The sequence below is a fragment of the Bartonella sp. AP65SXKL genome (genome assembly GCF_042195725.1).
GTDB lineage: Bacteria > Pseudomonadota > Alphaproteobacteria > Rhizobiales > Rhizobiaceae > Bartonella.
Genome location: NZ_JBHIOW010000002.1, coordinates 173,338 through 196,247, shown reverse-complemented (window position 1 = coordinate 196,247; position 22,910 = coordinate 173,338). Strand labels below are relative to the sequence as shown.

Sequence of the window (22,910 nt, the reverse complement as noted above, 5' to 3'; positions counted from 1 at the left end):
AAAACTCTGCCTATTATGAATTTTATGAATAAACTATCTCGTACATATAAAATCAGGTTACTCCCTGCAAGTTTCACCCTTTTCATGAAAATAAGCAGAGTCGTCTTACCTTGGTTGGCCGGCATAACATTGTGTTTCCTTATCTTAGGGCTTATTCTAGTGATGCATTCCCCTGATGACTATCAACAAGGCATTACTGTTAAGATTATGTACCTTCATGTACCCTTTGCGTGGTTGTCTACATTCTGCTATGTAACGATGAGTGCAGCAGCATTAGGAAATCTGATTTGGAAATATCATCTTGCTGACGTGGCACTTAAATGTGGAGCGCCTATTGGGGCAATTTTTACCGCCTTGGCTCTCATGACAGGAGCACTTTGGGGGCGACCTACATGGGGAACATGGTGGGTCTGGGATGCACGGTTAACATCAGTTTTAATTCTGCTTTTTATCTATCTCTCCATTATCCTGCTTGGGCGTGCTTTTGACAACCAAGTAAAAGCCGCTCGTGCTACTGCAATTCTTACACTTGTTGGATTTGTTAATATCCCTGTTATTAAATTTTCCGTTAATTGGTGGAATACATTGCATCAACCAGCATCATTGTTACGTGCTGGAGGATCAACAATCGACAATGCTATGTTATGGCCCCTTATAACAATGCTCTTTTGTTTCATCTTTATGTTTATTGCTCTTTATTTGATGGCTATGCGAAATGAAATCAATCGTCATTATATCCGAATACTTCAGATTAAAAAATCCCGTCGTGCACAACAACAGGACGCTTCATCATGCTCGACCTAAATGGCATCCACGGCGGACTTTTAGGAAATCTATCTCAGAAAATTGATTTTTTCCTGAGCACCCTTAAACACGAGCAAATTGTTGTTTTAAGCTATGTGCTTTCTGCAATATCCCTCTTATGTCTTATTGGATATATTCTTTGCAAAGCCCTCTACCAAAAAAAAATTCTCCAACAGCTAAACAAAAAAGAGCTGTCACAAAAAGAAAAGTATAATGAAAAACATCCCTCCAAAACTTAAAAAAAATATATCTTTGCCTGTTCTGCTTGTTTTTTTTGGACCATTTGTGCTTTTTCTTCTTCTCATGATGTTTTTTTTCAACTTTATGGATAAAAAACACCTTCAAGATTCTTCTCTTCTCCCAAACGCATTAGCTGAAAAACCTGCTCCCAATATTTATCTTCCTCTTCTTGATAAAGACAGTTATCTCAATTCAAAACAGTTTAAAGGACGTGTCACATTGGTCAATTTTTGGGGTTCTTGGTGTTTGCCCTGTCGCGAAGAGCATCCTATTCTTATGCAAATTGCACAAGATAAACGTTTTGATCTGATTGGTATTAATTACAAAGACAATAAAACAAACGCCCTGCGCTTTTTAAACAGTTTTGGTAATCCTTTTAAATTTATTGGCTTTGATGTTTCAGGATATACAGCCATTGATTGGGGAATATATGGACCTCCAGAAACCTTTCTCTTGAATAAAGAGAGCATCATTATTGCCAAACATGTTGGTCCCTTAACATGGCAAATTTATCAAAAAAAAATTCTACCAAAAATTGAACAAGCGATTATGACAGAAGAAAAATAATGCAGGTTTGTAAAAACATAACGTTTTATCATGCTATGTATGCTATTTTATTTATACGGACCATCATTCTTCTTAGAAAAATTTTACAAGAGCATTACCATTGTTGATTCAAAAACATGTGTAAAGAAATATCTGTTTGGGAGCTTTATTTTTGATTATTTGGACAAAACAATATTGCTATAGAACCATCGTTAGCTTAGTGACAGCAACCAACTATTGTTTTCAAAATCATATAGTATTTTTTCTCCGCTTTTTTATCTGAAATACACATTGTTATGAGGGGACTTCACCACTATTCTCATCTTTATAAAATAATAAATCTGCTCTTTTGCAGCGTCATTGTTATATTTATTCCCATTACACTTATCTGTTCGTAATAGACTCCATAAAGTCTATATTGAATCTATACATTCTTATTCTCTCGATAATTTCCCTTATGATTATAACTAATAAGCTTTATTGAGTCTTAATAAGATAAATTCGAGTAAGAAAATATGACTACAATCAAAAAGTCTCATTTAACAGAGAAGATAAGTTATGAGTACATAATCAATTTATCAATGAAAATTATAAAAGAATTCATTGTAAGAAATAAACTTTTGAGATGTAAAAAGTACAAAAGAAGCTTTTTCGAGAAGAGAAAATATATTTTACAGAGAACTCTTTTTTAAGCACTCTATGACGTAATTACCGATCTCAACAGAACGATCACTCGTATACACTAAAAAAACTCTAAGACAAGAAATATTCTAGAAGTTCATATGAGCTTATGCGTAAACTTTTATGACGCAAATAAAATAGGCTTTTGTTGCAATCATCATTTTTTATGAAAAATATTTGATTATGTTTTTTCTTCTAAAAATTCTTGCGGTGTAAAACAATATGTTTTTGAGCAAAATTCACATGTGACTGAAATATATTTATTTTTAACCATTTTATTGCGTTCATCAATAGAAAAGCCTTCTAGGATTCCTTTAATTTTTTCGTGTGAACAAGAACATTGATCGACAAGAGAAAAAGGGTTAAAAACTCTAATACCTTGTTCATGAAAAAGACGGAACAAGAGCTGTTTACTACCGACTTGGGGATCTGTTAATTCTGAACTTTCAATCGTTGCCATGAGTATTTTAGCTTCCTGCCATTGGTTATCCAATTGGGTATGAGTTTTCGTTTCTTCTCGCTTTTGATGAGGGGCATCTATTTTATGATGAGACGATTCTTGGGGTAAAAGTTGGATCAAAATACCTCCAGCTCGCCAGCTTTTCTGCTGTTTTCCTTGTTGGTCACGATTAATTAATATAGCAACAGCCAGACGGATATCGGTAGGAATTTGTTCTGATTGATCAAAATAAATACGAGAAGCTTCTTGTAAATTTGATCCATCTAATGCAACTATCCCTTGATAGGGTTGCATATGGGGACCTTGATCAATTGTGAAAGCTAAAGTGCCTTTTCCTAAAAGTGTTTCTGAAGAGGTTTGACCATTGTCTATGGCTTGTTTAAGCTGTTCTTTATCAAAACGAGCGTATCCACGTAAACTTGAAGGAGGCAAAAAATCGCACACCAACATATTAACTGGTCCATCGGAATGAGTTTGTAAAATAAATTTTCCCGTAAGTTTTAGAGAAGTTCCAAACAGAACCGTTAAAAGTAAAGCTTCTGCTAGAAGATAAGAAACCGGTTCAGGGTATTGATGTCTTGTGAGAATAGAATTTAAAGTTTCCCCAAGTTGTACGGCACGTCCACGGATATCAAGTTCTTCAACTTGAAAGGGAATAACACTATCATCTTCATGCAAGAAGTTGTTGTTGAGAGAGGCTTCATCTTTAGCTTGTTCACTCATAGCTTTGCCTTTTTTATATAATTTGTTGTAGGGAGGCTATTGTGGAGAGAAAAACGCATCTTGTAAACACCAAGAAAGAATTGCTTTTTGAGCATGAAGACGATTTTCAGCCTCATCGAAAACAACGGAGTGCGGTCCATCAATCACAGAATCAACCACTTCTTCACCACGATGAGCAGGAAGACAATGCATAAAAAGAGCATCAGATTTTGCTAATTTCATGAGAGATTCATTGACTTGATAAGGCTGAAAAATAGAATGACTGCGAGCACGAAATTCTTGTCCCATGGAGACCCATGTATCGGTCATAATACAATCAGCATCTTGAGCCGCTTTTTGGGGATCATGGGTTAGCATAAGATGTGCTCCCCGCTCACGTGCCCAATGTACAAATTGTTCCTGTGGTTCACTGCCCTTTGGTGTGGCAATACGCAAATGAAAACCAAAAAGAGCTGCAGCTTCAATTAAGGAATGAAGCACATTATTACCATCCCCCATCCACGCAAATATTTTGCCAGCAATTGGCCCTCTATGTTCCTCATAGGTTAAGATATCTGCTAGAATTTGGCAAGGATGTGTATCATCTGTAAGGGCATTAATGACAGGAATTTGTGCATATTGTGCCAATTCGAGCATACGTTGGTGTTTCGTTGTTCGCAATATCACAATATCCACAAAACGGGATAAAACGCGCGCCGTATCAGCTATGGTTTCACTATGACCAAGTTGCATCTCTGAACCCGTGAGCATGATTGTATCTCCGCCAAGCTGGCGCATACTGATATCGAATGAAATACGGGTTCGTGTGGATGGTTTTTCAAAAATCATCGCAAGTGTTTTACCTATAAAAGGTTTTGAACCTTTTCCTGCTTTAAAAGATGCTTTAAGGATCTTTGCATAATCGATCAGTGCACGTGCTATTGCTGGCGTTAAAATGGATAAGTCCGTGAAATGACGAAGAGCATTTGTCATGTGTGTGATATTTGTCTTTCTTTGTTTACTTGTGAAAGATACGCTATTGCTTTTTCAATACGATGTAAACTTTCATCTATTTCTTCTTCCCTAATGATAAGAGGAGGCAATAAGCGCACAACGTTGTTGTTGGCTGCAACGCTTAAGAGATATTCATTTTCCAAAGCATTAACGACAAGATTTGAAGGTACAATACACTGAATACCCAACATAAGCCCCATCCCCTGAACTGCGCAGATAATATCAGGATAGATATTGAGAATGTGCAAAAGTCCACTTTTTAGTTTATCCCCCATACGCTGAACATGGTTAAGAAAACTTGGCTCTAACAAAACATCAAGAACACTATTTCCTACAGCCATTCCAAGAAGATTTCCTCCAAAGGTTGAGCCATGTGTCCCAAGTGTCATGCTTTTTGCAACTTTATCCGTTGCAAGGCAAGCACCTAATGGAAATCCCCCTCCTAATCCTTTTGCGAGGGTAAGAATATCAGGCGTGATATCACTCCATTCATAAGCAAAAAGCTTTCCTGTTCGTCCTATACCCGTTTGGACTTCATCTAAAATCAATAACAGACCATTATCATCGCATATTTTGCGCAAAAATCTTAAATATTCATGAGGGACCGTTCGTATTCCTCCTTCTCCTTGAATAGGTTCAATAAGAATAGCGGCGGTATTTTTATTAATAGCGTTACGCAAAGCGACTTCATCACAAAAAGGTACTTGAATAAATCCACCAGCTTTAGGTCCAAAGCCTTCAAGATATTTTTCATGCCCAGTCGCAGCAAGTGCAGCAAGTGTACGTCCATGAAATGCCCCTTCAAAAGTAATTATTTCAATGCGTTCTGAATGACCAGCAGCATAGTAATAATGGCGTGCCGTTTTGAATGCGCACTCCAATGCTTCAGTACCTGAATTGCAGAAAAAAACCTTATCCGCAAAACTATTTGCACAAAGCCGCGTGGCAAAAGATGCCTGTTCAGGAGATTGAAAAATATTAGAAATATGCCAAAGTTTTTCAGCTTGTATTTTGAGCGTATCAATCAATTTTGGATGTGAATACCCTAATGCGTTAACAGCAATACCAGATGTGAAATCAAGATAATGTTCTCCTTTATCGGAAATAAGCCATACACCATGCCCTTGTTCAAAATGCAAATTTCGTCTTGCGAAGCATTCATAAAGTGGTTGTATAGAGACGGCATCCATCATAATTCCCTTTATATTTTAGTCTTTTCAATATATATACAAAGCAACACTACAAATAAAACAGCATGGTATATTTCGTTACGGTGCTTTCAACATTTCATTACGATTAGTGATTACACCTATAGAATAGATCATTACACCAATTGAAAAAAAGTCAATGAAGGTTCTACAAATAAGCATTTTGGGAAAAAGCCTTAAACAAAAGTGAAAGTTTAACCTATGATTGATTTGCAAGTTGGGGAAAACATTCTAAATAAACTCTTTAAGAGGTAAAGACTCTTGTCATAGAGTGAGTGCATATTGTAATTTACAATATAATAAGCAAGATGATGTGTTTTGATTTGTAAATCCACAGGTTGGATGATTTTTTTATGCTCACGTAGAGTGTAAAGTTCTTTCATTCAGCGTAATGAAAACATTATTTAAACATTTGAAGATGCAACGGGGGAGAGCATCTTAGTGACGTAATCGGAATGGAGTGCTGGTATGGGTTGGACATGTGAACGCGTTGAGCTTCTTAAAAAGCTTTGGAGTGAAGGGTTAAGTGCAAGTCAAATTGCTGCTCAATTAGGTGGGGTCAGCAGAAATGCAGTCATCGGCAAAGTACATCGATTAAAATTACCAGGACGTGGTAAGACAGCACAAGGAAGCACGCGTGCGCAAAAAACTCCCGTGGGAAGTAGCAGCCCATCATCTCCACGTGTGCGTCGCAACACATCCACGGTATCGCCAATAAACACATCATCTGTAAGTATTGAAGAAACCGCTTTAAAGACAGAATTTGTAGTGGAAAATGTAAAAGAAGTTGATATGTCCACAAAATCCAATGTAGTTGTGCCTATATCACGTCAACTTAATCTTCTACAATTGAGTGAAAATACATGTAGATGGCCGGTTGGCGATCCATTATCAGCAGATTTTCATTTTTGTGGTGCAGATTCTGATGAAAATAGCCCCTATTGTGCCTTTCATGCTAAGCTAGCATTTCAACCAATATCTGAAAGACGTCGGATAAGAGTGTAATATCCTCAATTGAATCTCGTATTCTACGCCTTCTGCGCTTCGCTATTAAATTTTAATTATCGAATTATTATGAGAAAGAAATTTAATGGAGCTTTTAATGAATGAAAAAATTTCTTCATGAAACTATTCAACGAAACTGTATCTTTTGGTGCTATTGCGCAGCTGTGTGTTGTAAAGTTATATTCCTGTTTATTTTCACAATTTTCTTTAATTTAGTTGTACTGCTTTTAACACTATCCATAGCGACATCTTTTGAATAAGCTAGTTTCTCAATTTCTCATGTTTTTATGCTTCGTGTATTTAATAGAGTAATGCTGTGGTTTATAAAAATAATTTATCGCTTTGCAACCTGAATGAGATCCATTTATATCTCTCTCATTTTAAGTCCTCTTATATTGAATCAATCAAAATCTTTTGTTTGGGCGTCACGAGCGAGATGAGAACTGTGGAGAGTTAAAAACACTTAAAGAAAAGCATGCCTCTTATAAATGCTTTCAAGTGCCAAGGACTTAAAGGGTTGTTGCAACATTGGGAGATGGCAAAGTGTATGATGATGCCAGATTGCCCTTTTATTAAGTATAAAGATAGGGGGTGCTTCATGGATTTATCATTATACTCTTCACGGATGCCGTCGCAAAATAGGCTTGGGAGCGTTGAGAGATATTTCTTTAAAACAAGCCTGTGAATACATGCAATTCAATGTCATTCTGTTTTGCGTGAGGGATGTGCCCCGTTAAAGAATGCGATAAACAAAAGCGTGAAGCAATACGTAGAATGTAAAATAATATCTTTATAATTTTTTATAAAAAATTATAAAGAAGGGAATATTGTATTCAAGGCTCTTACGAAATATACAAAAACAATAAATTATAAGTATAAATAAATATAAAATCTAGAGCGACCACAATAACATCACTTTCCTTCTCCCGACACAAAACGGCGCAACCAAACATAAAGCGCACCTTCTCCGCCATGCTGACGCGCTGCTTGCTCAAACGCGTGGACATAATATCGAAAAGCTGGTGTTGATAACCAATACGGAACAAATCTATACAAAGCTCCATCGCTCCCAACGGATCGTCCTTTTCCTGTAATCACAAGGACATAACGCAATCCTCTCTGCTGAGAGGACTGTAGAAATTTTTTTAAGAAAAAATAAGCTTCTTCCTGCATATAACCATGGAGATCAAGACGCGCCTCAAGAGGACAACGACCTTGGGAAATTTTACGATATGCAACATGATCAAAGAAATGAATCTTTTGTGCTTGTGTAACTGACCTCTTTTCTCTTTTAATAATTGTCGAGGGTTGTTGATTTTCCTGAGACAATGAGGAGATTTGAGTTACAGGCTGTTTTTTATCATTAATATTTGCAATAGTTTCTGAAGCAGAAGAGAGCATCTTACCGTGAAGCGGTGTTATCGTACGACAAACCATCTCCCATAAAAGACGATCTTGTGAAGCCAATAAATCTCTTTTTTGTCTCCATTTACTTGAGGACATTTTAATTTCTCATAAATCATTGAATGCTTATGGAAGAAAAACAAAAAGTATTTTAATTTTCATTTTCTGTAGCAAAAAGCTTCCAGTTGGGATCTGACGATAAACTATTGCGAACAAAAGTCCAAATATCCCTGATTTCTACAATAGCATCAGGATCACCGTCTATACGCTCGCCCTGTTCATTATAAGTAACAGAAATCATCTCACTGACAATACGTATTGTTAAAAGTTCATCTTTTTCTTGTATTGCCGCCGCAACAAATTCGGCCTTATTAATTCCAACAAAAGTGAATTCTATTCTTTCTTTATTTTTTTCTCGTTGCTCAATAGCCATACAAAAGCTCTCAAAAACATCCTGACAAAGCAAGCTTTTAAGTTGATTGCGATCACCTTTGGCAAAAGCTGTTACAATCATTTCATACGCAATTTGTGCACCTTTTATAAAAAGTTGAGGAGAAAAATGAGGATCAATTCTATGAAATTCCCGCAAATTTTTATTCAAAACACTCCCCTCCGGTGAAATTTTATCAATTTCACTAAAGTCGTCTTTTTGTGAATTTTTCTGATGAGGGAACGAAACAATATTATCAGCCGTTTCTGCTTCAACTTGTTTTTTAGAACGTCGTGAATAAGGATCAAAGGGTGGCTTTTCAAACCCAATTCGTTTCCCTAATACATTACGGAGTTGCACAAAAATAACAACCATAACAACAAGAGCTATGACAAGTATAACGTCAAATTCCATAGGCGCTATCAATCTCCAAAGCTTAAGTCTCTAATAAACATTGCAGTCAATACCATTTATCAATAAATATGTAAAATAAGGAATCTTATCATTCAAATATTTTTATAGATTTTGTATTTAAACGGAGTTCTCTTAAGAATTTCTCCCCCTACTCATCTAGAAGGAAACTTTCATGTGATAAAACTTTATTCTATAAATCCTCGTTTTTTTGTTGTTATCTTTCTTTGCATTCTTTTAATCGAGATTGCTGGTTTTATCTTTGTTGGTCAAGAAATTGGTATTTTGGCAACCTTGAGCTTGGTTATTCTCACAACCATAGTTGGGGTTGTTTTATTGCGAATTCAAGGGATTAGCCTCTTAAAAAATATACAAAATGAACTTATCCAAGGACGCACATTAGAGAATAATATTATTAATGATGCTTTCATCATGTTTAGTGCAATTTTACTTATTCTTCCCGGCTTTGTAACTGACCTCTTGGGAATATTACTTCTTATTAAACCAATTCGCTCTGTTGCTTGGTATTTCTTTGCATCATTAAAAAACAAAATGAATCCCAATACTAAAAGAAAAAATGACTCTGAAAAAATAATTGATCTAAAAGCAGAAGATTACACAATTCATGATACGACAGAATCTCCATGGCGCAAAAATGATGATAACCATTGAAATACCTAAAAAATCTGTAACAAACTAAAAAAATATTCAAGATAAAGAGCGCATTTCTTGCAACCTTTTGCAAGGCGTGATAACCAATCTGGTCTTTAGATCTAAAATAAATATACATATTATAATGGAAGAGGTTTGTCGTATGGCCGAAGATGAAATGAATAACAGTGGTGGAGAGCCGGTTTTTGCTGTATTAACTCAATATTTAAAAGATTTATCATTCGAAAACCCTGGTGCTCCTCGTTCATTACGTGCACGTGAAAAATCACCACAAATTGATATCAATATTAACGTCAATGCTAACCCAATTGGTGATGACAATTATGATGTCGTTTTGTCTCTCTCCGTCAAAGCCAATGATGAAACTGAAACCTTATTTCATGTAGAACTTATTTACGGTGGTGTTTTCCACCTTAAAAACATTCCACAAGAACATGTTATGCCACTGGTCTTTATTGAATGTCCCCGTCTTTTATTTCCATTTGCTCGCCAAATTATATCTGATGCTACTCAAAGTGGTGGTTTTCCACCTTTGTGGATTGATCCTATTGATTTTGCAGCACTCTTCCAAAAGCGTCTTTCTGAAGAGCAAAAAGACAATCAAATACAGCCCTCTTAAAAAATTTATTTTTTTGCTATCAAAAAGCCCCTTGATATATTATTGGTATATTAGGGGCTTTTTTCCTTTAGACGACTTTTGCGGCATGATAAGCCGCAAGCATTGCAATATTGACAACATCTGTATCGCTCCCACTAAACGGTACAATTTGGACAGATTTTTCCAATCCAATTAAAATAGGACCAATGATAGTTGCTTCACCGAGTTCTTGTAACATTTTGCTTGCAATGGAAGATGCGTGATATCCAGGCATAACCAAAATGTTAGCAGGCTCCGTTAATCCCATAAATGGATATTGCTGCATCAATTTGGAATTGAGCGCCACATCAGCGCTTATTTCTCCATCAAACTCAAAATCAACCTTGCGTTCGTGCAAAATATTAATTGCATCCTGAATTTGCTGCGTCGTCTGCCCTTTCATGTAGCCAAACGTAGAAAATGCTAAAAATGCTACCCGTGGTTGATACCCAAATCCACGTACAAACGAAGCTGTTTGTTCCGCTATATCAGCAAATTCTTCAGCATTAGGATTTTCATAAACAGCTGTATCGGCAATAAACACAGTTCGGCCACGGCAAATGGCCATTGAAATACCAATCAATCGTTCTTTTGGTTTTTCATCAATTGCCCGACGTATATCGATCAACGCTGTTTCATAATTGCGTGTCACCCCTGTAACCATTGCATCAGCATCTCCTAGTGCCACCATACACGCAGCAAAATAATTGCGATCATTATTGATACGACGATGACAGTCACGCAACAGCCAGCCTTGACGCTGCATCTTTTTATAAAGATAATTCGCATAAGCATCTGTACGGCAAGAAAGCTTGGCATTTATAATAGAAATACCTTCACGCTCCAAATCAATTCCAGCGATAACAGCTGCTTCTCTTATTTGCTCTTCCCGACCAACCAAAATCGCTTGTCCTAATTTTTGATGAACATAAGAAACGGCTGCCCGCATAACTTGTTCTTCTTCACCTTCTGCAAAAACAATTTGTTTTGGCGCTTGACGAACGTGGTTATAAACCCCACGCATTATCGAAGAAGTAGGATCACGCCTCGCATTTAAATCACGCTCATAGGCCTCTAAATCATCTATGTTCTTTTGTGCAACACCGCTTTCCATTGCTGCTTTTGCTACCGCTATTGAAACAACTGTGAACAAACGCGGATCAAAAGGAACGGGAATGATATAATTAGGACCAAATTTTAATCGCTTTCCACGATAAGCTTCTGCAACGCTGTCAGGTACTTCCTCATGCGCTAAATCGGCAAGAGCCCTTGCCGCAGCAATCTTCATGTCTTCATTAATAACTGTTGCACGCACATCAAGCGCACCACGAAATATATAAGGAAAACAGAGAACATTATTAATCTGATTTGGATAATCGGAACGCCCTGTTGCAACAATAGCATCATGACGCACTTGCATAACCTCTTCCGGTGTAATTTCTGGATCGGGATTGGCCATAGCAAAAATGATCGGCTGCGGCGCCATGGATTTTACCATTTCAGGGGTAAGAGCACCTTTAGCAGAAACCCCGAAAAATATATCTGCTCCTTCCATTGCTTCCATAAGCGTACGTTTATCCGTTTGAATAGCATGCGCAGATTTCCACTGATTCATTCCCTCTTTACGACCTTCATAGACCACACCCTTTGTATCACATAATATGATATTTTCAGAACGAAAGCCCATTGCTTTAATCAGTTCAATACAAGCAATCCCAGCAGAACCAGCACCATTACAGACTAACCGCGTATTTTGCATATCGCGCCCTGTTAAAGTCAAAGCATTGAGAACACCCGCAGCAACAATAATCGCTGTACCATGTTGATCATCGTGAAAAACAGGAATATTCATCACCTCGCGTAGGCGGCTTTCAATCATAAAGCACTCAGGTGCCTTAATGTCTTCAAGATTGATTCCACCAAAAGAAGGTTCTAAATGACGCACCAAATTGATAAAACTTTCCGTATCATTTATATCAATTTCTAAATCAATGGAATCAATATCCGCAAAACGCTTAAACAGCACTGCTTTGCCTTCCATGACCGGCTTAGAGGCAAGTGCACCTAAATTGCCTAACCCTAAAATAGCGGTTCCATTTGAAATAACAGCAACAAGATTACCTTTTGCTGTATAATCATAAGCTAGCGCTGGATTTTGAGCAATTGCCTTAACTGGAACGGCAACACCTGGTGAATAAGCAAGTGCTAAATCATGCTGTGTTGCCATAGACTTTGTTGCAATAATCTCAAGCTTTCCTGGTCGACCACGACTATGAAAATCTAGAGCTTCTCTTTCGCTCGCACTGTAAACAGTTTGAGACATTTTCTGATCCTGCTCGCTCTTTTTCATCTCACTTTATTTTCTCCAAAAACAGTGTAAATTTTGCTTGATAATGCGTATAGTCATTAAATTTGATTCATATATTAGAAATCGCTATTCTTGCCTTAGCAAATCTGATGATGCGTTGCAATTTAGAGATAAATAGATATTGAAGTAAACAAAAAAGAGTAAAAACTTCACTTAAAGGAAACAGGCCTCGTACAAATGGATAAAAAAAACAATCATAAAAATAATTTAATTCCACAGCCTGCCTCCCCATCTGCTTCCTCTCAAGAACGTCTTACACCTATGATGGAGCAGTACATAGAAATCAAAGCCGTCCATCATGATTCCCTTCTCTTTTACCGAATGGGGGATTTTTATGAATTATTTTTTAATGATGCGATTGAAGCTGCTCAGGCTTTAGGAATCACACTCACAGCACGCGGAAAACATTTAGGACAAGATATTCCTATGTGTGGTGTTCCCGTTCATGCTGCAGATGATTATTTACAAAAACTGATTGCTTGTGGTTACCGAGTTGCTGTTTGTGAACAAATAGAAGATCCTGCTGAAGCAAAAAAACGTGGCTCAAAATCTGTTGTTCGGCGTGATGTTGTTCGTCTTGTAACACCTGGAACAATAACAGAAGAAAAACTCCTTGATCCAACACGCGCAAATTATTTGATGACACTTTCCCGTATAAAAACTAGCGATGGAGAGGAATTTGCTCTTTCTTGGATTGATATCTCAACAGGCATATTTCGTGTAACAGAGAGCCGCCAAGAAAAACTTTTAGCAGATATTATGCGTGTGGATCCACAAGAAATCATTGTTTCTGATTCATTTTTTCATGATAAATCTCACAAGTCACTTTTTAGTGTTCTTGATCGTATCGTTTCACCTCAACCTGCTTGTCTCTTTGATGCACTCACCGCTGAACGCGATATTTGCAATTATTTTAAACTCTCAACTCTTGAAGGCGTTGCCGATTATTCACGCTGTGAACTCTCTGCAATTGTAGCTGCTATTCGTTATATCGAAAAAACACAAATCACGCATCGCCCTCCCCTCATGCAGCCTGAGCGCCAAAATGAAAGTGCAACTCTTTTTATTGATGCTGCAACCAGACTAAGCCTTGAACTTATTCGTACGACATCAGGTCAACGGGATGGAAGTTTATTAAAAGCTATTGATCGCACTGTAACAGGAGGAGGATCACGCCTTCTTATTGACCGCCTTATTGCTCCCCTCACAACTCCTTCAGCTATTGATACGCGTTTGGATTCTATCGATTTTTTTCTACGTAATCCTTCTCTTGCAGAAGCGATAAAGCTTATTTTAAAGGGGGGACCAGATATGCCCCGCGCCGTTTCACGTTTGGCTCTTGGACGAGGAGGTCCCCGTGATATAGCGACAATCCAGCGTGGCTTTGAAATCATTCGTGAATTGCATCAACTTCTTGATAATGAGCTTCTGCCTCAAGAAATAAGTGATGTACAACAGGTGTTCTCAAAATTACCTACAGCGTTATACTTTCATTTAGAACAAGCATTAGCTGATGATCTCCCACTCCTTAAACGTGATGGTGGTTTTATTCGTTCTAATTATCATAAAGAGCTCGATGAAATGCGTGCTTTACGTGATGAATCTCGCCGTGTCATTGCTGAGCTTCAAGCGCAATATGCCCAAGAAACAGATATTAAGACGCTTAAAATAAAGCATAATAATATTCTAGGTTATTTCATTGAAGTAACCAGCACACAAGCATCTTCCCTTACAAATAATCCACAAGCTAAAGCACGTTTTATTCATCGGCAAACAATGGCAAACGCTATGCGTTTTACGACAACAGAGCTCGCTGACCTTGAAAGCCGTATTGCCCATGCTGCCAATCACGCATTGACACTTGAACTAGAGATTTTTGATATTCTCGTTCATGAAATTACCGAACAAGTTGATTTTATTCGTAAAGCCTCTGAAGCACTTGCTATTTTAGATGTCTCTGTCGCTTTAGCATATCTTGCTGAAGAACAAGGATATTGCCGCCCTAAAATTGATCTTTCACTTACCTTTCATATTACAGCAGGACGCCATCCTGTCGTTGAGCAAGCACTCCGCAAACAAGCAGCAGAACCTTTTATTGCCAATAATTGTGATCTCTCTGTGCAAGAAAATCAGCAATATGCAGCAATCTGGCTGTTGACAGGGCCTAATATGGGAGGAAAATCAACTTTTTTGCGGCAAAATGCTCTTATTGCTATTATGGCGCAAATGGGGTCCTTCGTTCCAGCAACTTCAGCACATATTGGTGTCGTTGATCGCCTATTTAGTCGCGTTGGGGCTTCCGATGATCTTGCACGAGGGCGCTCAACCTTTATGATGGAAATGGTTGAAACAGCAACGATTCTCAATCATGCTAGCCACCATTCCCTTGTTATTCTTGATGAAATAGGACGTGGAACATCAACCTTTGATGGACTTTCTATTGCTTGGGCTGCTGTTGAATATCTCCATGAAGTTAACCATTGTCGTGCTATTCTTGCTACCCATTTTCATGAAATGACTGCACTTACCGAAAAACTTGACAGACTGCATAATGTAACCATGAAAGTCAAAAATTGGGATGGTGATGTAGTTTTTCTTCATGAGGTCACACCAGGAGCCGCTGACCGTTCCTATGGTGTACAAGTCGCAAAGCTTGCTGGACTTCCCCCAGCCGTTATTACACGAGCAACAGATGTACTCCATCAATTAGAACAAGGCGAAATGGCTGGAAAAGGACATAAACTCATTGATGATTTACCACTCTTTTCTCTTAAAGCAACATCTCCCGTCAATGAAGCAAAAAACAAACATTGTATACTTCACGAAGCTTTAAAAAATATTCATCCCGATGAACTCTCTCCTAAACAAGCTTTAGAAGCAATTTACCACCTCAAACAGCTTGAAAAGAGTAACCCTTTATAGAAAACAGATGTTATTTTTTATTAAAAAACCTTCTTAATAGGAGATAACGTAACCATTTTTGATATACCACAGCATAAACAGTTATTTATCGTATTCCCATCGCTTTTCTACATAATATATTTTGATAAGTGTAATTGCCTATAGGCAAAACCCTATGCATTATATTTCATATTTCCTTAGATCAATATTGGCCCGTATACACAAAATTGGTCAATATCGACTATTTTTACAAGATAGTCGTTTTTTGTAAAGATTGTCATGAAATCTCCTCCACCTTGCAAATACGCCATATTTAGTGAATTATGCTTTTTCATGATCGATATTATTGTTATCATAGCAACATTTCTAGTTTAAAGCTGTTGGTGTTGAAATACCATCCCATTTTGCATAATAAATTCATGGATAATGGGTCTCGCATTTTCTTCACATTTTAAGTTATAAAGAGCTCTTTTACTGTTTTCATATGAAACATATAATCAGATATATCACAGCTGTACTTTATTTTCATAAACATCCTTCAACTCCTTCCCACACCTTAATGGATAAGGATTTTCATTCGAATCAAGTCTGCAAATAGTCCAGCTTCTAACGGATTTTCCTTGACTTCCTAATCATGTGCTTCTCTTAAACTCAAAGCTTTACAAACAAGTCTAAGAATATTCACCACACACTAAAAACACACTTAATATTTAAGGAAGATGCCGTATATCACAGCTCTAAATGACAGTGTTTTTACGGTACAACAAGATAATGCCACCAGTACAATAAATATCTTTCATAAATTATGAGTAATAAGAAATCATAATCTCATATAAGATTGGAATATGATATGAAAAGTAATTATACTGTATCTGTCTTACATAGCTGCTAAAATAAGCAATCTACCGCAGTTTTTAGTTGTATTGATAGCTTTTTAATCATACTCATCATGACTCGAAATATTCTGATAAGTTCATAAACTCATAAAATAATTAGCTTAGAATATCGTGCAAAAGATGCAAAAAATCAGAGCACTATCTCTATTCAACTCATCAAATATTACGTACTGCACCCTTTGCAGCAGATGTGGTCATCGCTGCATAGGCTTTGAGAGCCTTTGAAACTTTACGCTGACGCTTCTCAATCGGTTGCCAAGCGCCTTTTCCTTTTGCTTCCATCTTAGAACGGCGCTGGTTCATCTCAACGTCATCCACCAACATATGAATTCTACGATTTGGAATATCAATTTCTATGATATCCCCCTCTTCCACCAACGCAATTTCTCCTCCTTCAGCAGCTTCTGGTGAAATATGTCCTATTGAGAGCCCTGAACTTCCACCTGAAAAACGTCCATCTGTAACAAGTGCACAAACCTTGCCTAATCCTTTAGATTTGAGATAACTCGTTGGATAAAGCATTTCTTGCATTCCAGGTCCACCACGTGGGCCTTCATAACGGATTAAAACAATTTCACCTGTTTTAATCTTATCAGTTAATATAGCTGAAACAGCTGAATCTTGGCTTTCAAAAATTCTTGCCGGACCTTTAAAAGTTAAAATTGATTGATCAACGCCTGCTGTTTTTACAATGCAGCCATCTTTTGCAAGATTTCCATAAAGAACTGCCAATCCCCCATCTTGTGAATATGCGTGTTCCCTATCGCGAATCACACCTTTTTCACGATCAAGGTCAAGGGTCTCATAGCGACAAGATTGACTAAAAGCTGTCTGTGTTGGAATACCACCTGGAGCGGCACGATAAAATGCATGAACTGTTGGCTCATTAGTTTGCTTTACATCCCAGCGGTAAAGAGCTTCTTTCATTGTTTTTGCGTGAACCGTATAAGTTGATGTATCAATGAGTCCTGCCGCATCCAGTTCACCTAAAAGCCCCATAATACCACCAGCGCGATGAACATCTTCCATATGTACATTTGCAACAGCAGGAGCAACCTTACATAAAACAGGAACACAACGTGAAAGATGATCAATATCCGTCATGGTAAAATCCACCTCACCTTCTTGCGCTGCAGCTAAAAGATGCAGTACTGTATTGGTTGATCCCCCCATGGCAATATCAACGGTCATTGCATTTTCAAAAGCCTTGCGTGAAGCAATAGAGCGCGGCAAAACTGTTTCATCATCTTCTTCATAATAACGTTTAACCAATGCAACAATCTGTTTTCCAGCTTCTTCAAAAAGCATTCGTCGATCTGCATGTGTTGCTAACATTGATCCATTTCCGGGAAGAGAAAGCCCCAATGCTTCCGTTAAGCAATTCATAGAATTGGCCGTAAACATTCCTGAACAAGAACCACATGTAGGACAAGCAGCACGCTCCATTTCAGCAACTTCTTCTTCTGAATTTTGTTCTGAAGCTGCTGCAACCATGGCATCGACCAAATCAACCGTTAGATCTTGATCCTTCCATTTAATCTTACCTGCTTCCATAGGACCGCCTGAAACAAAGATTGTCGGAATATTCAACCGTAAAGCAGCCATTAACATACCAGGTGTAATTTTGTCACAATTAGAAATACAAACAAGTGCATCTGCACAGTGTGCATTAACCATATACTCTACAGAATCAGCAATGATTTCACGTGAGGGCAACGAATAGAGCATTCCATCGTGCCCCATCGCAATTCCATCATCTACAGCAATGGTATTAAATTCTTTCGCAACACCACCGGCAACTGCTATCTGTTGTGCGACTAATTGCCCAAGATCTTTTAAATGAACATGCCCTGGTACAAATTGTGTAAAAGAATTCGCAATCGCAATAATGGGTTTACCAAAATCAGTATCTTTCATCCCTGTTGCACGCCAAAGTCCGCGGGCTCCTGCCATATTACGCCCGTGGGTTGATATTCTTGAACGGTAAGAAGGCATTATTTTTTTCCCCTCAAATAATTCCATTTTGCTTGTTGTGCTGTAACTTCATTATAAAAACAAGAGCTTTAATATTCAAAAGAGAAAAATACCTTGTACTGCGGCATTTGAAGCACAAAATTAAAAGCTCTGCATAAACTTTTTCATAAAGCCTTTGTTTTTTATTACCTGTTAATCAACATCTAATCCCTGTGCAAGTCCACGTTTGAGACAAATATCAAAACGCTTCAGTATGACACGAACTGTTCCAGATTTTTGTATGCCAGATTTGGTTAGCATATTGCATCTATCTGTTTGCGTAATTTCTGGAATTGGAAAGAATATAAAGAAATCGTGATAAAAATCTATCATCTCCTTATAATTCAGCTTTACACCTTTCAAACGCATTCATAAAAATATCTTTTAAATAATGATGACGCATTATCTCATGCTTTTGTTTTTACACTCTTCAATAGAGCTACTCCCCTCAGGAAGAACAAAACACACCAAACAAAATACACTTGTATAGCCTTTATACTCATTTTAAAGAGACATCTTTCAATGCACTCGAGCCCATTTCACGATAGCGCCTATGAATGGTATAACAGCCCCCGTGAATAATATAAATCTATAAGGGACATCTTCACACTTATGAAGAAGAAAACTGACACCATCATACATTTTTTTATCCCCATATCGTGAACGTCCTTGGTAATTGAGACAATTAAAAAGAGATATTTTTATTCCTTTCTTCAAGTGTTTTTATCCACATGGCTCTCCCTGCTTATGACATCAAGCAAGTGACTTTAATTGTTTCAATATAAGAAGATCTCAAATGAGAGAACCTTATGATATTCGGGACTCTCATTCCAGTTGTAAAAAATTAATTATGAATATAAATCAATACTTAATCTAATTATAACTCACATTACACCCTTTACGAAAAAACAGATAGAATTTATAAAGAGTACAGCTTTTTCTCGTAAGGTAATCTAGTGCAGAGTTACAATTTGTAGTTCATGCTCATTGGCTCCAGCAAGGGCGATAGAACGCTCATCGGATAAAATGATAGGATAACCTGTTTCACCAAAGAGAGCCCATATCGTAATGCCTGGGGTCATTGGTGGAAGATCTGGAAAGTTTTTAGCCAGATCATCTGTACAAACTTTTTTTAAATAGGCAATCTGTCCCGCATCAGAGTAGGATGTGTTCTGAAACGACAAGTTTTGTTTGTGTTCTCCCATTTCACTGTTCCTTTACGCCTTAACTTTTATGACTCACCACTACTGACTTTAATTGGAATCTGTTTTATTTCTTTTTTTAATTTTGGTTGATACAGATTAATTGATAAAAGACCATTTTTCAACTCTGCATTTGTAACATGCATCCCTTCCGCGAGAACAAAGGTTCGCTGGAATTGTCGCGCAGCTATACCGCGATATAAATATTGATGATTTTGGTTGTCTGTTTGTTTACCATGAATAACCAATTGATTATCATCGAGTAAAATATTAAGATGGTTAATCTTAAATCCAGCAACAGCCAAAGTTATCCGGATATGATTTGCATCATCACTTTTATGCAAACGTTCAATATTATAGGCTGGGTAAGCCTCATCAGCTTTACCGATACGTTGCAATATTTTTTCTACGGTTTCAAACCCTAAAAGAAAAGGATTGGAGAAAGGCGTCACATGTGTCATTCATGAGTATCCTCTTTAAAACGGCTTTACTTGACCAAACTCTATAAAAGTGTTCGCTGCACTCCTCTCATATGGCGAGCGTGAATGATAACTTCAAGAGAGAAGATTTAAGAGAGTTCAATGCCTCAAAGTAACATAAAATTATCAAAGGTGCGAAATTTATCTAGTATATTGTATAATAAAGATGAAATTGCGGAAATATTTCGCCGTTTTTCTGTGCAACGCCCAACACCTAAGAGTGATCTTAACTACATAAATACTTTTACACTTTTAGTTGCCGTTGTGCTTTCGGCTCAAGCGACAGATGTAAGCGTTAATAAAGCGACAAAAGAATTATTTTGCCTTGCTGATCAACCGGAAAAAATGGTTGCATTAGGGGAAGAAGAAATAGCAAATCATATCCGTTCAATTGGCCTTTGGCGTGCAAAAGCACGTAATGTTTATGCGCTTTGCAACTGTTTAATTGATTATTATGGCGGTCAAGTACCCGATACGCGTGAAGCACTCATGGCCCTTCCTGGAGTGGGGCGCAAAACGGCTAATGTGGTCTTGAATGTTGCTTTTGGTCAGCCTACATTGGCAGTAGATACACATATTTTTCGCTTAAGCAATCGTCTTGGTTTGGCGCCTGGAAAAACACCAGAAATTGTTGAGAAAAAATTATTAAAGATTATACCGGTTCATTATATTCGCCATGCGCATCATTGGCTGATTTTACATGGTCGCTATATTTGTCAAGCCCGTAAACCACAATGTACGCAATGCATTATTGCCGATTTATGTAAAGCAGCCATCAAAACAAATGCAATTCCAGCACCTTTGGTTGAGCTTCAAGGCAATGGAGCGCCGATTTTTTTGTAATACGGTCTTGCTATTTTGTGTATACTAGCTTATGAAAACGTCTTTAAGAGCCGCCCGGCAGGGCATGCCGTGGCTGTTTAAATGCTTGTTCAAGCGTTGGTCCGCTTGAGTGAATAAAATGTTTGATTGAATAAATTAATGTACGGAGTAGCAAAATGCCCAAGATGAAGACCAAATCATCCGCTAAAAAGCGGTTTAAAATCACTGCGTCAGGCAAAATTAAAGTAGCAGCTGCCGGTAAGCGCCACGGCATGATTAAGCGTTCGAATAAATTTATTCGCGATGCACGTGGAACAATGGTTTTGTGTGAACAAGATGCTAAAAAAGTCATTCAGCATTATTTGCCGAATGGTATTTAAACCTTACGCTTTTGATTTTGAGGAGATTATAATATGGCTCGTGTGAAAAGAGGTGTGACAGCACACGCTAAGCACAAAAAAGTTCTTAAACAGGCTGAAGGTTTTTACGGTCGTCGTAAAAATACCATTCGTGCAGCTAAAGCAGCGGTTGATCGTTCAAAGCAATACGCTTATCGTGACCGCAAAAATAGGAAACGTACTTTCCGTGCTTTGTGGATTCAGAGAATTAATGCGGCTGTTCGCGCAGAAGGTTTAACTTATGGACGTTTTATTGATGGCTTATCAAAAGCCGGTATTGAGGTTGATCGTAAGGTTCTTTCAGATATAGCAATCCATGAGGCAGAAGCATTTTCTGCTTTAGTTGCTTCGGCAAAAAAAGCTTTAGAATATTTAAAAGATACGACACCTAATGCTTTCGAAGGCGCTGTCAAATAAGCCAGTCGTGTTCTCTTAAAGCATTCATTTATTCGAGGTCCCGTGCTGGCTATTGCGAGTGCGGGTTTTTCTTTATTAAAAAATAGGCAAAAATATGAATGATATTGAGCGTCTGGAACAAGAAATTTGTTTAGCCTTAGAGGCAGCAGGTGATGAACAAGCACTTGAAGAAGTGCGTATTGCAGCATTGGGTAAAAAAGGTAGTATCTCTGAAAAATTAAAAGAATTAGGAAAAATGGATGCTGGCGAGCGCCATAAAGTTGGACCAGTTCTTAATGGATTAAAAAATCGCATTTTAGAATTATGGGCACAAAAGCGTGATCTTCTGAAAAGACAGGCAATGGATGCCCGTCTTTCTCGTGAAACAGTTGATGTTACCTTGCCTGTTCGCTCTTCACCTATAGAACGGGGACGCATTCATCCTATTTCACAAGTGATTGAGGAAATTATTGCCATTTATACAAAGTTGGGTTTTTCTCTTGCAGAGGGACCTGATATTGAAACAGATTATTATAATTTTACAGCATTGAATTTTCCTGAAGGGCATCCAGCGCGTGAAATGCATGATACCTTCTTTTTTGATGTTGATAAAATGGGAGAACGAAAATTATTGCGAACCCATACATCACCCGTACAAATTCGCACACTAGAAAAACAAAAAGCACCGATACGAATCATTATTCCTGGAAAAACTTACCGCATGGATTCGGATGCAACACATTCTCCCATGTTCCATCAGGTCGAGGGTCTTGTCATTGATAAAACCTCCACCATTGCACATATGATGTGGCTGCATGAAACTTTTTGTAAAGCATTTTTTGAAGTTCCCTCTGTAAAAATGCGTTTTCGTCCCTCTTTTTTCCCTTTTACCGAACCATCTATGGAGGTAGATATTCAATGTGATCGTTCTGGTTCAGAAGTAAAGTTCGGAGAAGGGCAGGATTGGTTGGAAATTTTAGGATGCGGAATGGTGCATCCCCAGGTGTTGAAAAATGTTGGTTTAGATCCAGATGAATATCAAGGTTTTGCATGGGGCATGGGCATTGATCGTATTGCCATGTTGAAATACGGTATGCCTGATTTGCGGGCTTTTTTTGATGCTGACCTGCGTTGGTTAGACCATTATGGCTTTCGTTGCTTTGATATGCCTGCTTTTTTTCCTAATAGAAATGTGTGATCTTAGTCATCGCTTTCATGTGA

20 protein-coding genes and 1 pseudogene are annotated in these 22,910 nt (G+C 37.8%); 12 read left to right on the top strand and 9 right to left on the bottom strand.

The features are described 5' to 3' along the window. Window positions 1-24 precede the first annotated feature (24 nt). From ACFIMP_RS02195 to ACFIMP_RS02185, 3 genes are read left to right on the top strand one after another with little or no spacing between them, the layout of a single operon-like run. Window positions 25-804, top strand: a complete 780-nt coding sequence (locus ACFIMP_RS02195) for a heme ABC transporter permease (RefSeq protein ID WP_375611426.1) — start codon at window positions 25-27, stop codon at window positions 802-804. Continuing rightward, window positions 792-1,043 (top strand): hypothetical protein, encoded by a 252-nt coding sequence (locus ACFIMP_RS02190; RefSeq protein WP_375612828.1) that lies wholly within the window; start codon window positions 792-794, stop codon window positions 1,041-1,043. The genes ACFIMP_RS02195 and ACFIMP_RS02190 overlap by 13 nt, the downstream gene beginning before the upstream one ends. Then, window positions 1,018-1,611, top strand: a complete 594-nt coding sequence (locus ACFIMP_RS02185) for a DsbE family thiol:disulfide interchange protein (protein ID WP_375612827.1) — start codon at window positions 1,018-1,020, stop codon at window positions 1,609-1,611. Before ACFIMP_RS02190 ends, ACFIMP_RS02185 begins: the two co-directional genes overlap by 26 nt. A gap of 841 nt (window positions 1,612-2,452) precedes the next feature. Here the strand turns inward: ACFIMP_RS02185 and ACFIMP_RS02180 are convergent. The 3 genes from ACFIMP_RS02180 to ACFIMP_RS02170 are packed head-to-tail and all read right to left on the bottom strand — an operon-like array spanning window position 2,453 to window position 5,637. Then, window positions 2,453-3,454 (bottom strand): Hsp33 family molecular chaperone, encoded by a 1,002-nt coding sequence (locus tag ACFIMP_RS02180; RefSeq protein ID WP_375685947.1) that lies wholly within the window; start codon window positions 3,452-3,454, stop codon window positions 2,453-2,455. 36 nt (window positions 3,455-3,490) lie between these two features. Next, the gene (gene argF / locus ACFIMP_RS02175) at window positions 3,491-4,426 is read right to left on the bottom strand and encodes an ornithine carbamoyltransferase (protein ID WP_375685946.1); all 936 of its coding nucleotides are present in this window, start codon (window positions 4,424-4,426) and stop codon (window positions 3,491-3,493) included. Continuing rightward, the gene (locus ACFIMP_RS02170) at window positions 4,423-5,637 is read right to left on the bottom strand and encodes an aspartate aminotransferase family protein (RefSeq protein ID WP_375671742.1); all 1,215 of its coding nucleotides are present in this window, start codon (window positions 5,635-5,637) and stop codon (window positions 4,423-4,425) included. Before ACFIMP_RS02170 ends, argF begins: the two co-directional genes overlap by 4 nt. Before the next feature lie 486 nt (window positions 5,638-6,123). Between ACFIMP_RS02170 and ACFIMP_RS02165 the strand changes: the two genes are divergently transcribed. Both ACFIMP_RS02165 and ACFIMP_RS02160 read left to right on the top strand, forming a co-directional pair. Beyond that, complete coding sequence (locus tag ACFIMP_RS02165; protein WP_375677680.1) at window positions 6,124-6,660, top strand: GcrA family cell cycle regulator; 537 nt, start codon at window positions 6,124-6,126, stop codon at window positions 6,658-6,660. 528 nt (window positions 6,661-7,188) lie between these two features. Beyond that, window positions 7,189-7,437: pseudogene (locus ACFIMP_RS02160) on the top strand (integrase arm-type DNA-binding domain-containing protein); the annotation flags it as partial. 135 nt (window positions 7,438-7,572) lie between these two features. Here ACFIMP_RS02160 and ACFIMP_RS02155 read toward each other — a convergent pair. Both ACFIMP_RS02155 and ACFIMP_RS02150 read right to left on the bottom strand, forming a co-directional pair. Further along, complete coding sequence (locus ACFIMP_RS02155) at window positions 7,573-8,163, bottom strand: Smr/MutS family protein (protein ID WP_375611420.1); 591 nt, start codon at window positions 8,161-8,163, stop codon at window positions 7,573-7,575. 52 nt (window positions 8,164-8,215) lie between these two features. Next, window positions 8,216-8,908 carry a Tim44/TimA family putative adaptor protein gene (locus tag ACFIMP_RS02150; RefSeq protein WP_375612823.1) on the bottom strand — a complete coding sequence of 231 codons (693 nt, stop codon included), beginning with the start codon at window positions 8,906-8,908 and terminating at the stop codon, window positions 8,216-8,218. 174 nt (window positions 8,909-9,082) lie between these two features. On the opposite strand from ACFIMP_RS02150, the gene ACFIMP_RS02145 reads away from it, so the two are divergent. Beyond that, window positions 9,083-9,577 carry an FxsA family protein gene (locus ACFIMP_RS02145; RefSeq protein ID WP_375675441.1) on the top strand — a complete coding sequence of 165 codons (495 nt, stop codon included), beginning with the start codon at window positions 9,083-9,085 and terminating at the stop codon, window positions 9,575-9,577. A gap of 142 nt (window positions 9,578-9,719) precedes the next feature. After that, window positions 9,720-10,196 (top strand): protein-export chaperone SecB, encoded by a 477-nt coding sequence (secB, locus tag ACFIMP_RS02140; RefSeq protein ID WP_375611417.1) that lies wholly within the window; start codon window positions 9,720-9,722, stop codon window positions 10,194-10,196. A 67-nt stretch (window positions 10,197-10,263) separates the two neighbouring features. Here secB and ACFIMP_RS02135 read toward each other — a convergent pair whose 3' ends face one another. Next, window positions 10,264-12,564: an NADP-dependent malic enzyme gene (locus tag ACFIMP_RS02135; protein WP_375611416.1), complete on the bottom strand. Its 2,301-nt coding sequence runs from the start codon at window positions 12,562-12,564 to the stop codon at window positions 10,264-10,266. A gap of 195 nt (window positions 12,565-12,759) precedes the next feature. Between ACFIMP_RS02135 and mutS the strand changes: the two genes are divergently transcribed. Further along, complete coding sequence (gene mutS / locus ACFIMP_RS02130) at window positions 12,760-15,504, top strand: DNA mismatch repair protein MutS (RefSeq protein ID WP_375685945.1); 2,745 nt, start codon at window positions 12,760-12,762, stop codon at window positions 15,502-15,504. Between the two features lie 1,031 nt (window positions 15,505-16,535). Here mutS and ilvD read toward each other — a convergent pair. The 3 genes from ilvD to ACFIMP_RS02115 form a co-directional block, all read right to left on the bottom strand. Continuing rightward, complete coding sequence (gene ilvD, locus ACFIMP_RS02125) at window positions 16,536-18,374, bottom strand: dihydroxy-acid dehydratase (protein ID WP_375685944.1); 1,839 nt, start codon at window positions 18,372-18,374, stop codon at window positions 16,536-16,538. A 971-nt stretch (window positions 18,375-19,345) separates the two neighbouring features. Next, on the bottom strand, window positions 19,346-19,597 hold the full coding sequence (locus tag ACFIMP_RS02120) for a BQ00720 family protein (protein ID WP_012754519.1): 252 nt from the start codon (window positions 19,595-19,597) through the stop codon (window positions 19,346-19,348). A 26-nt stretch (window positions 19,598-19,623) separates the two neighbouring features. Then, the gene (locus ACFIMP_RS02115) at window positions 19,624-20,055 is read right to left on the bottom strand and encodes an Hsp20 family protein (RefSeq protein ID WP_375612819.1); all 432 of its coding nucleotides are present in this window, start codon (window positions 20,053-20,055) and stop codon (window positions 19,624-19,626) included. Between the two features lie 120 nt (window positions 20,056-20,175). Between ACFIMP_RS02115 and nth the strand changes: the two genes are divergently transcribed. The 4 genes from nth to pheS all read left to right on the top strand — a co-directional run bounded on the left by nth (window position 20,176) and on the right by pheS (window position 22,887). Further along, on the top strand, window positions 20,176-20,916 hold the full coding sequence (gene nth, locus ACFIMP_RS02110) for an endonuclease III (protein ID WP_375612818.1): 741 nt from the start codon (window positions 20,176-20,178) through the stop codon (window positions 20,914-20,916). Between the two features lie 155 nt (window positions 20,917-21,071). Continuing rightward, window positions 21,072-21,275, top strand: a complete 204-nt coding sequence (gene rpmI, locus ACFIMP_RS02105; protein WP_183193590.1) for a 50S ribosomal protein L35 — start codon at window positions 21,072-21,074, stop codon at window positions 21,273-21,275. Window positions 21,276-21,308: 33 nt separating this feature from the next. Beyond that, window positions 21,309-21,710, top strand: coding sequence for a 50S ribosomal protein L20 (rplT, locus tag ACFIMP_RS02100; RefSeq protein WP_012754515.1), 402 nt, complete (start codon window positions 21,309-21,311; stop codon window positions 21,708-21,710). A 94-nt stretch (window positions 21,711-21,804) separates the two neighbouring features. After that, window positions 21,805-22,887, top strand: coding sequence for a phenylalanine--tRNA ligase subunit alpha (gene pheS, locus ACFIMP_RS02095; protein ID WP_375612817.1), 1,083 nt, complete (start codon window positions 21,805-21,807; stop codon window positions 22,885-22,887). Window positions 22,888-22,910: the final 23 nt, after the last annotated feature.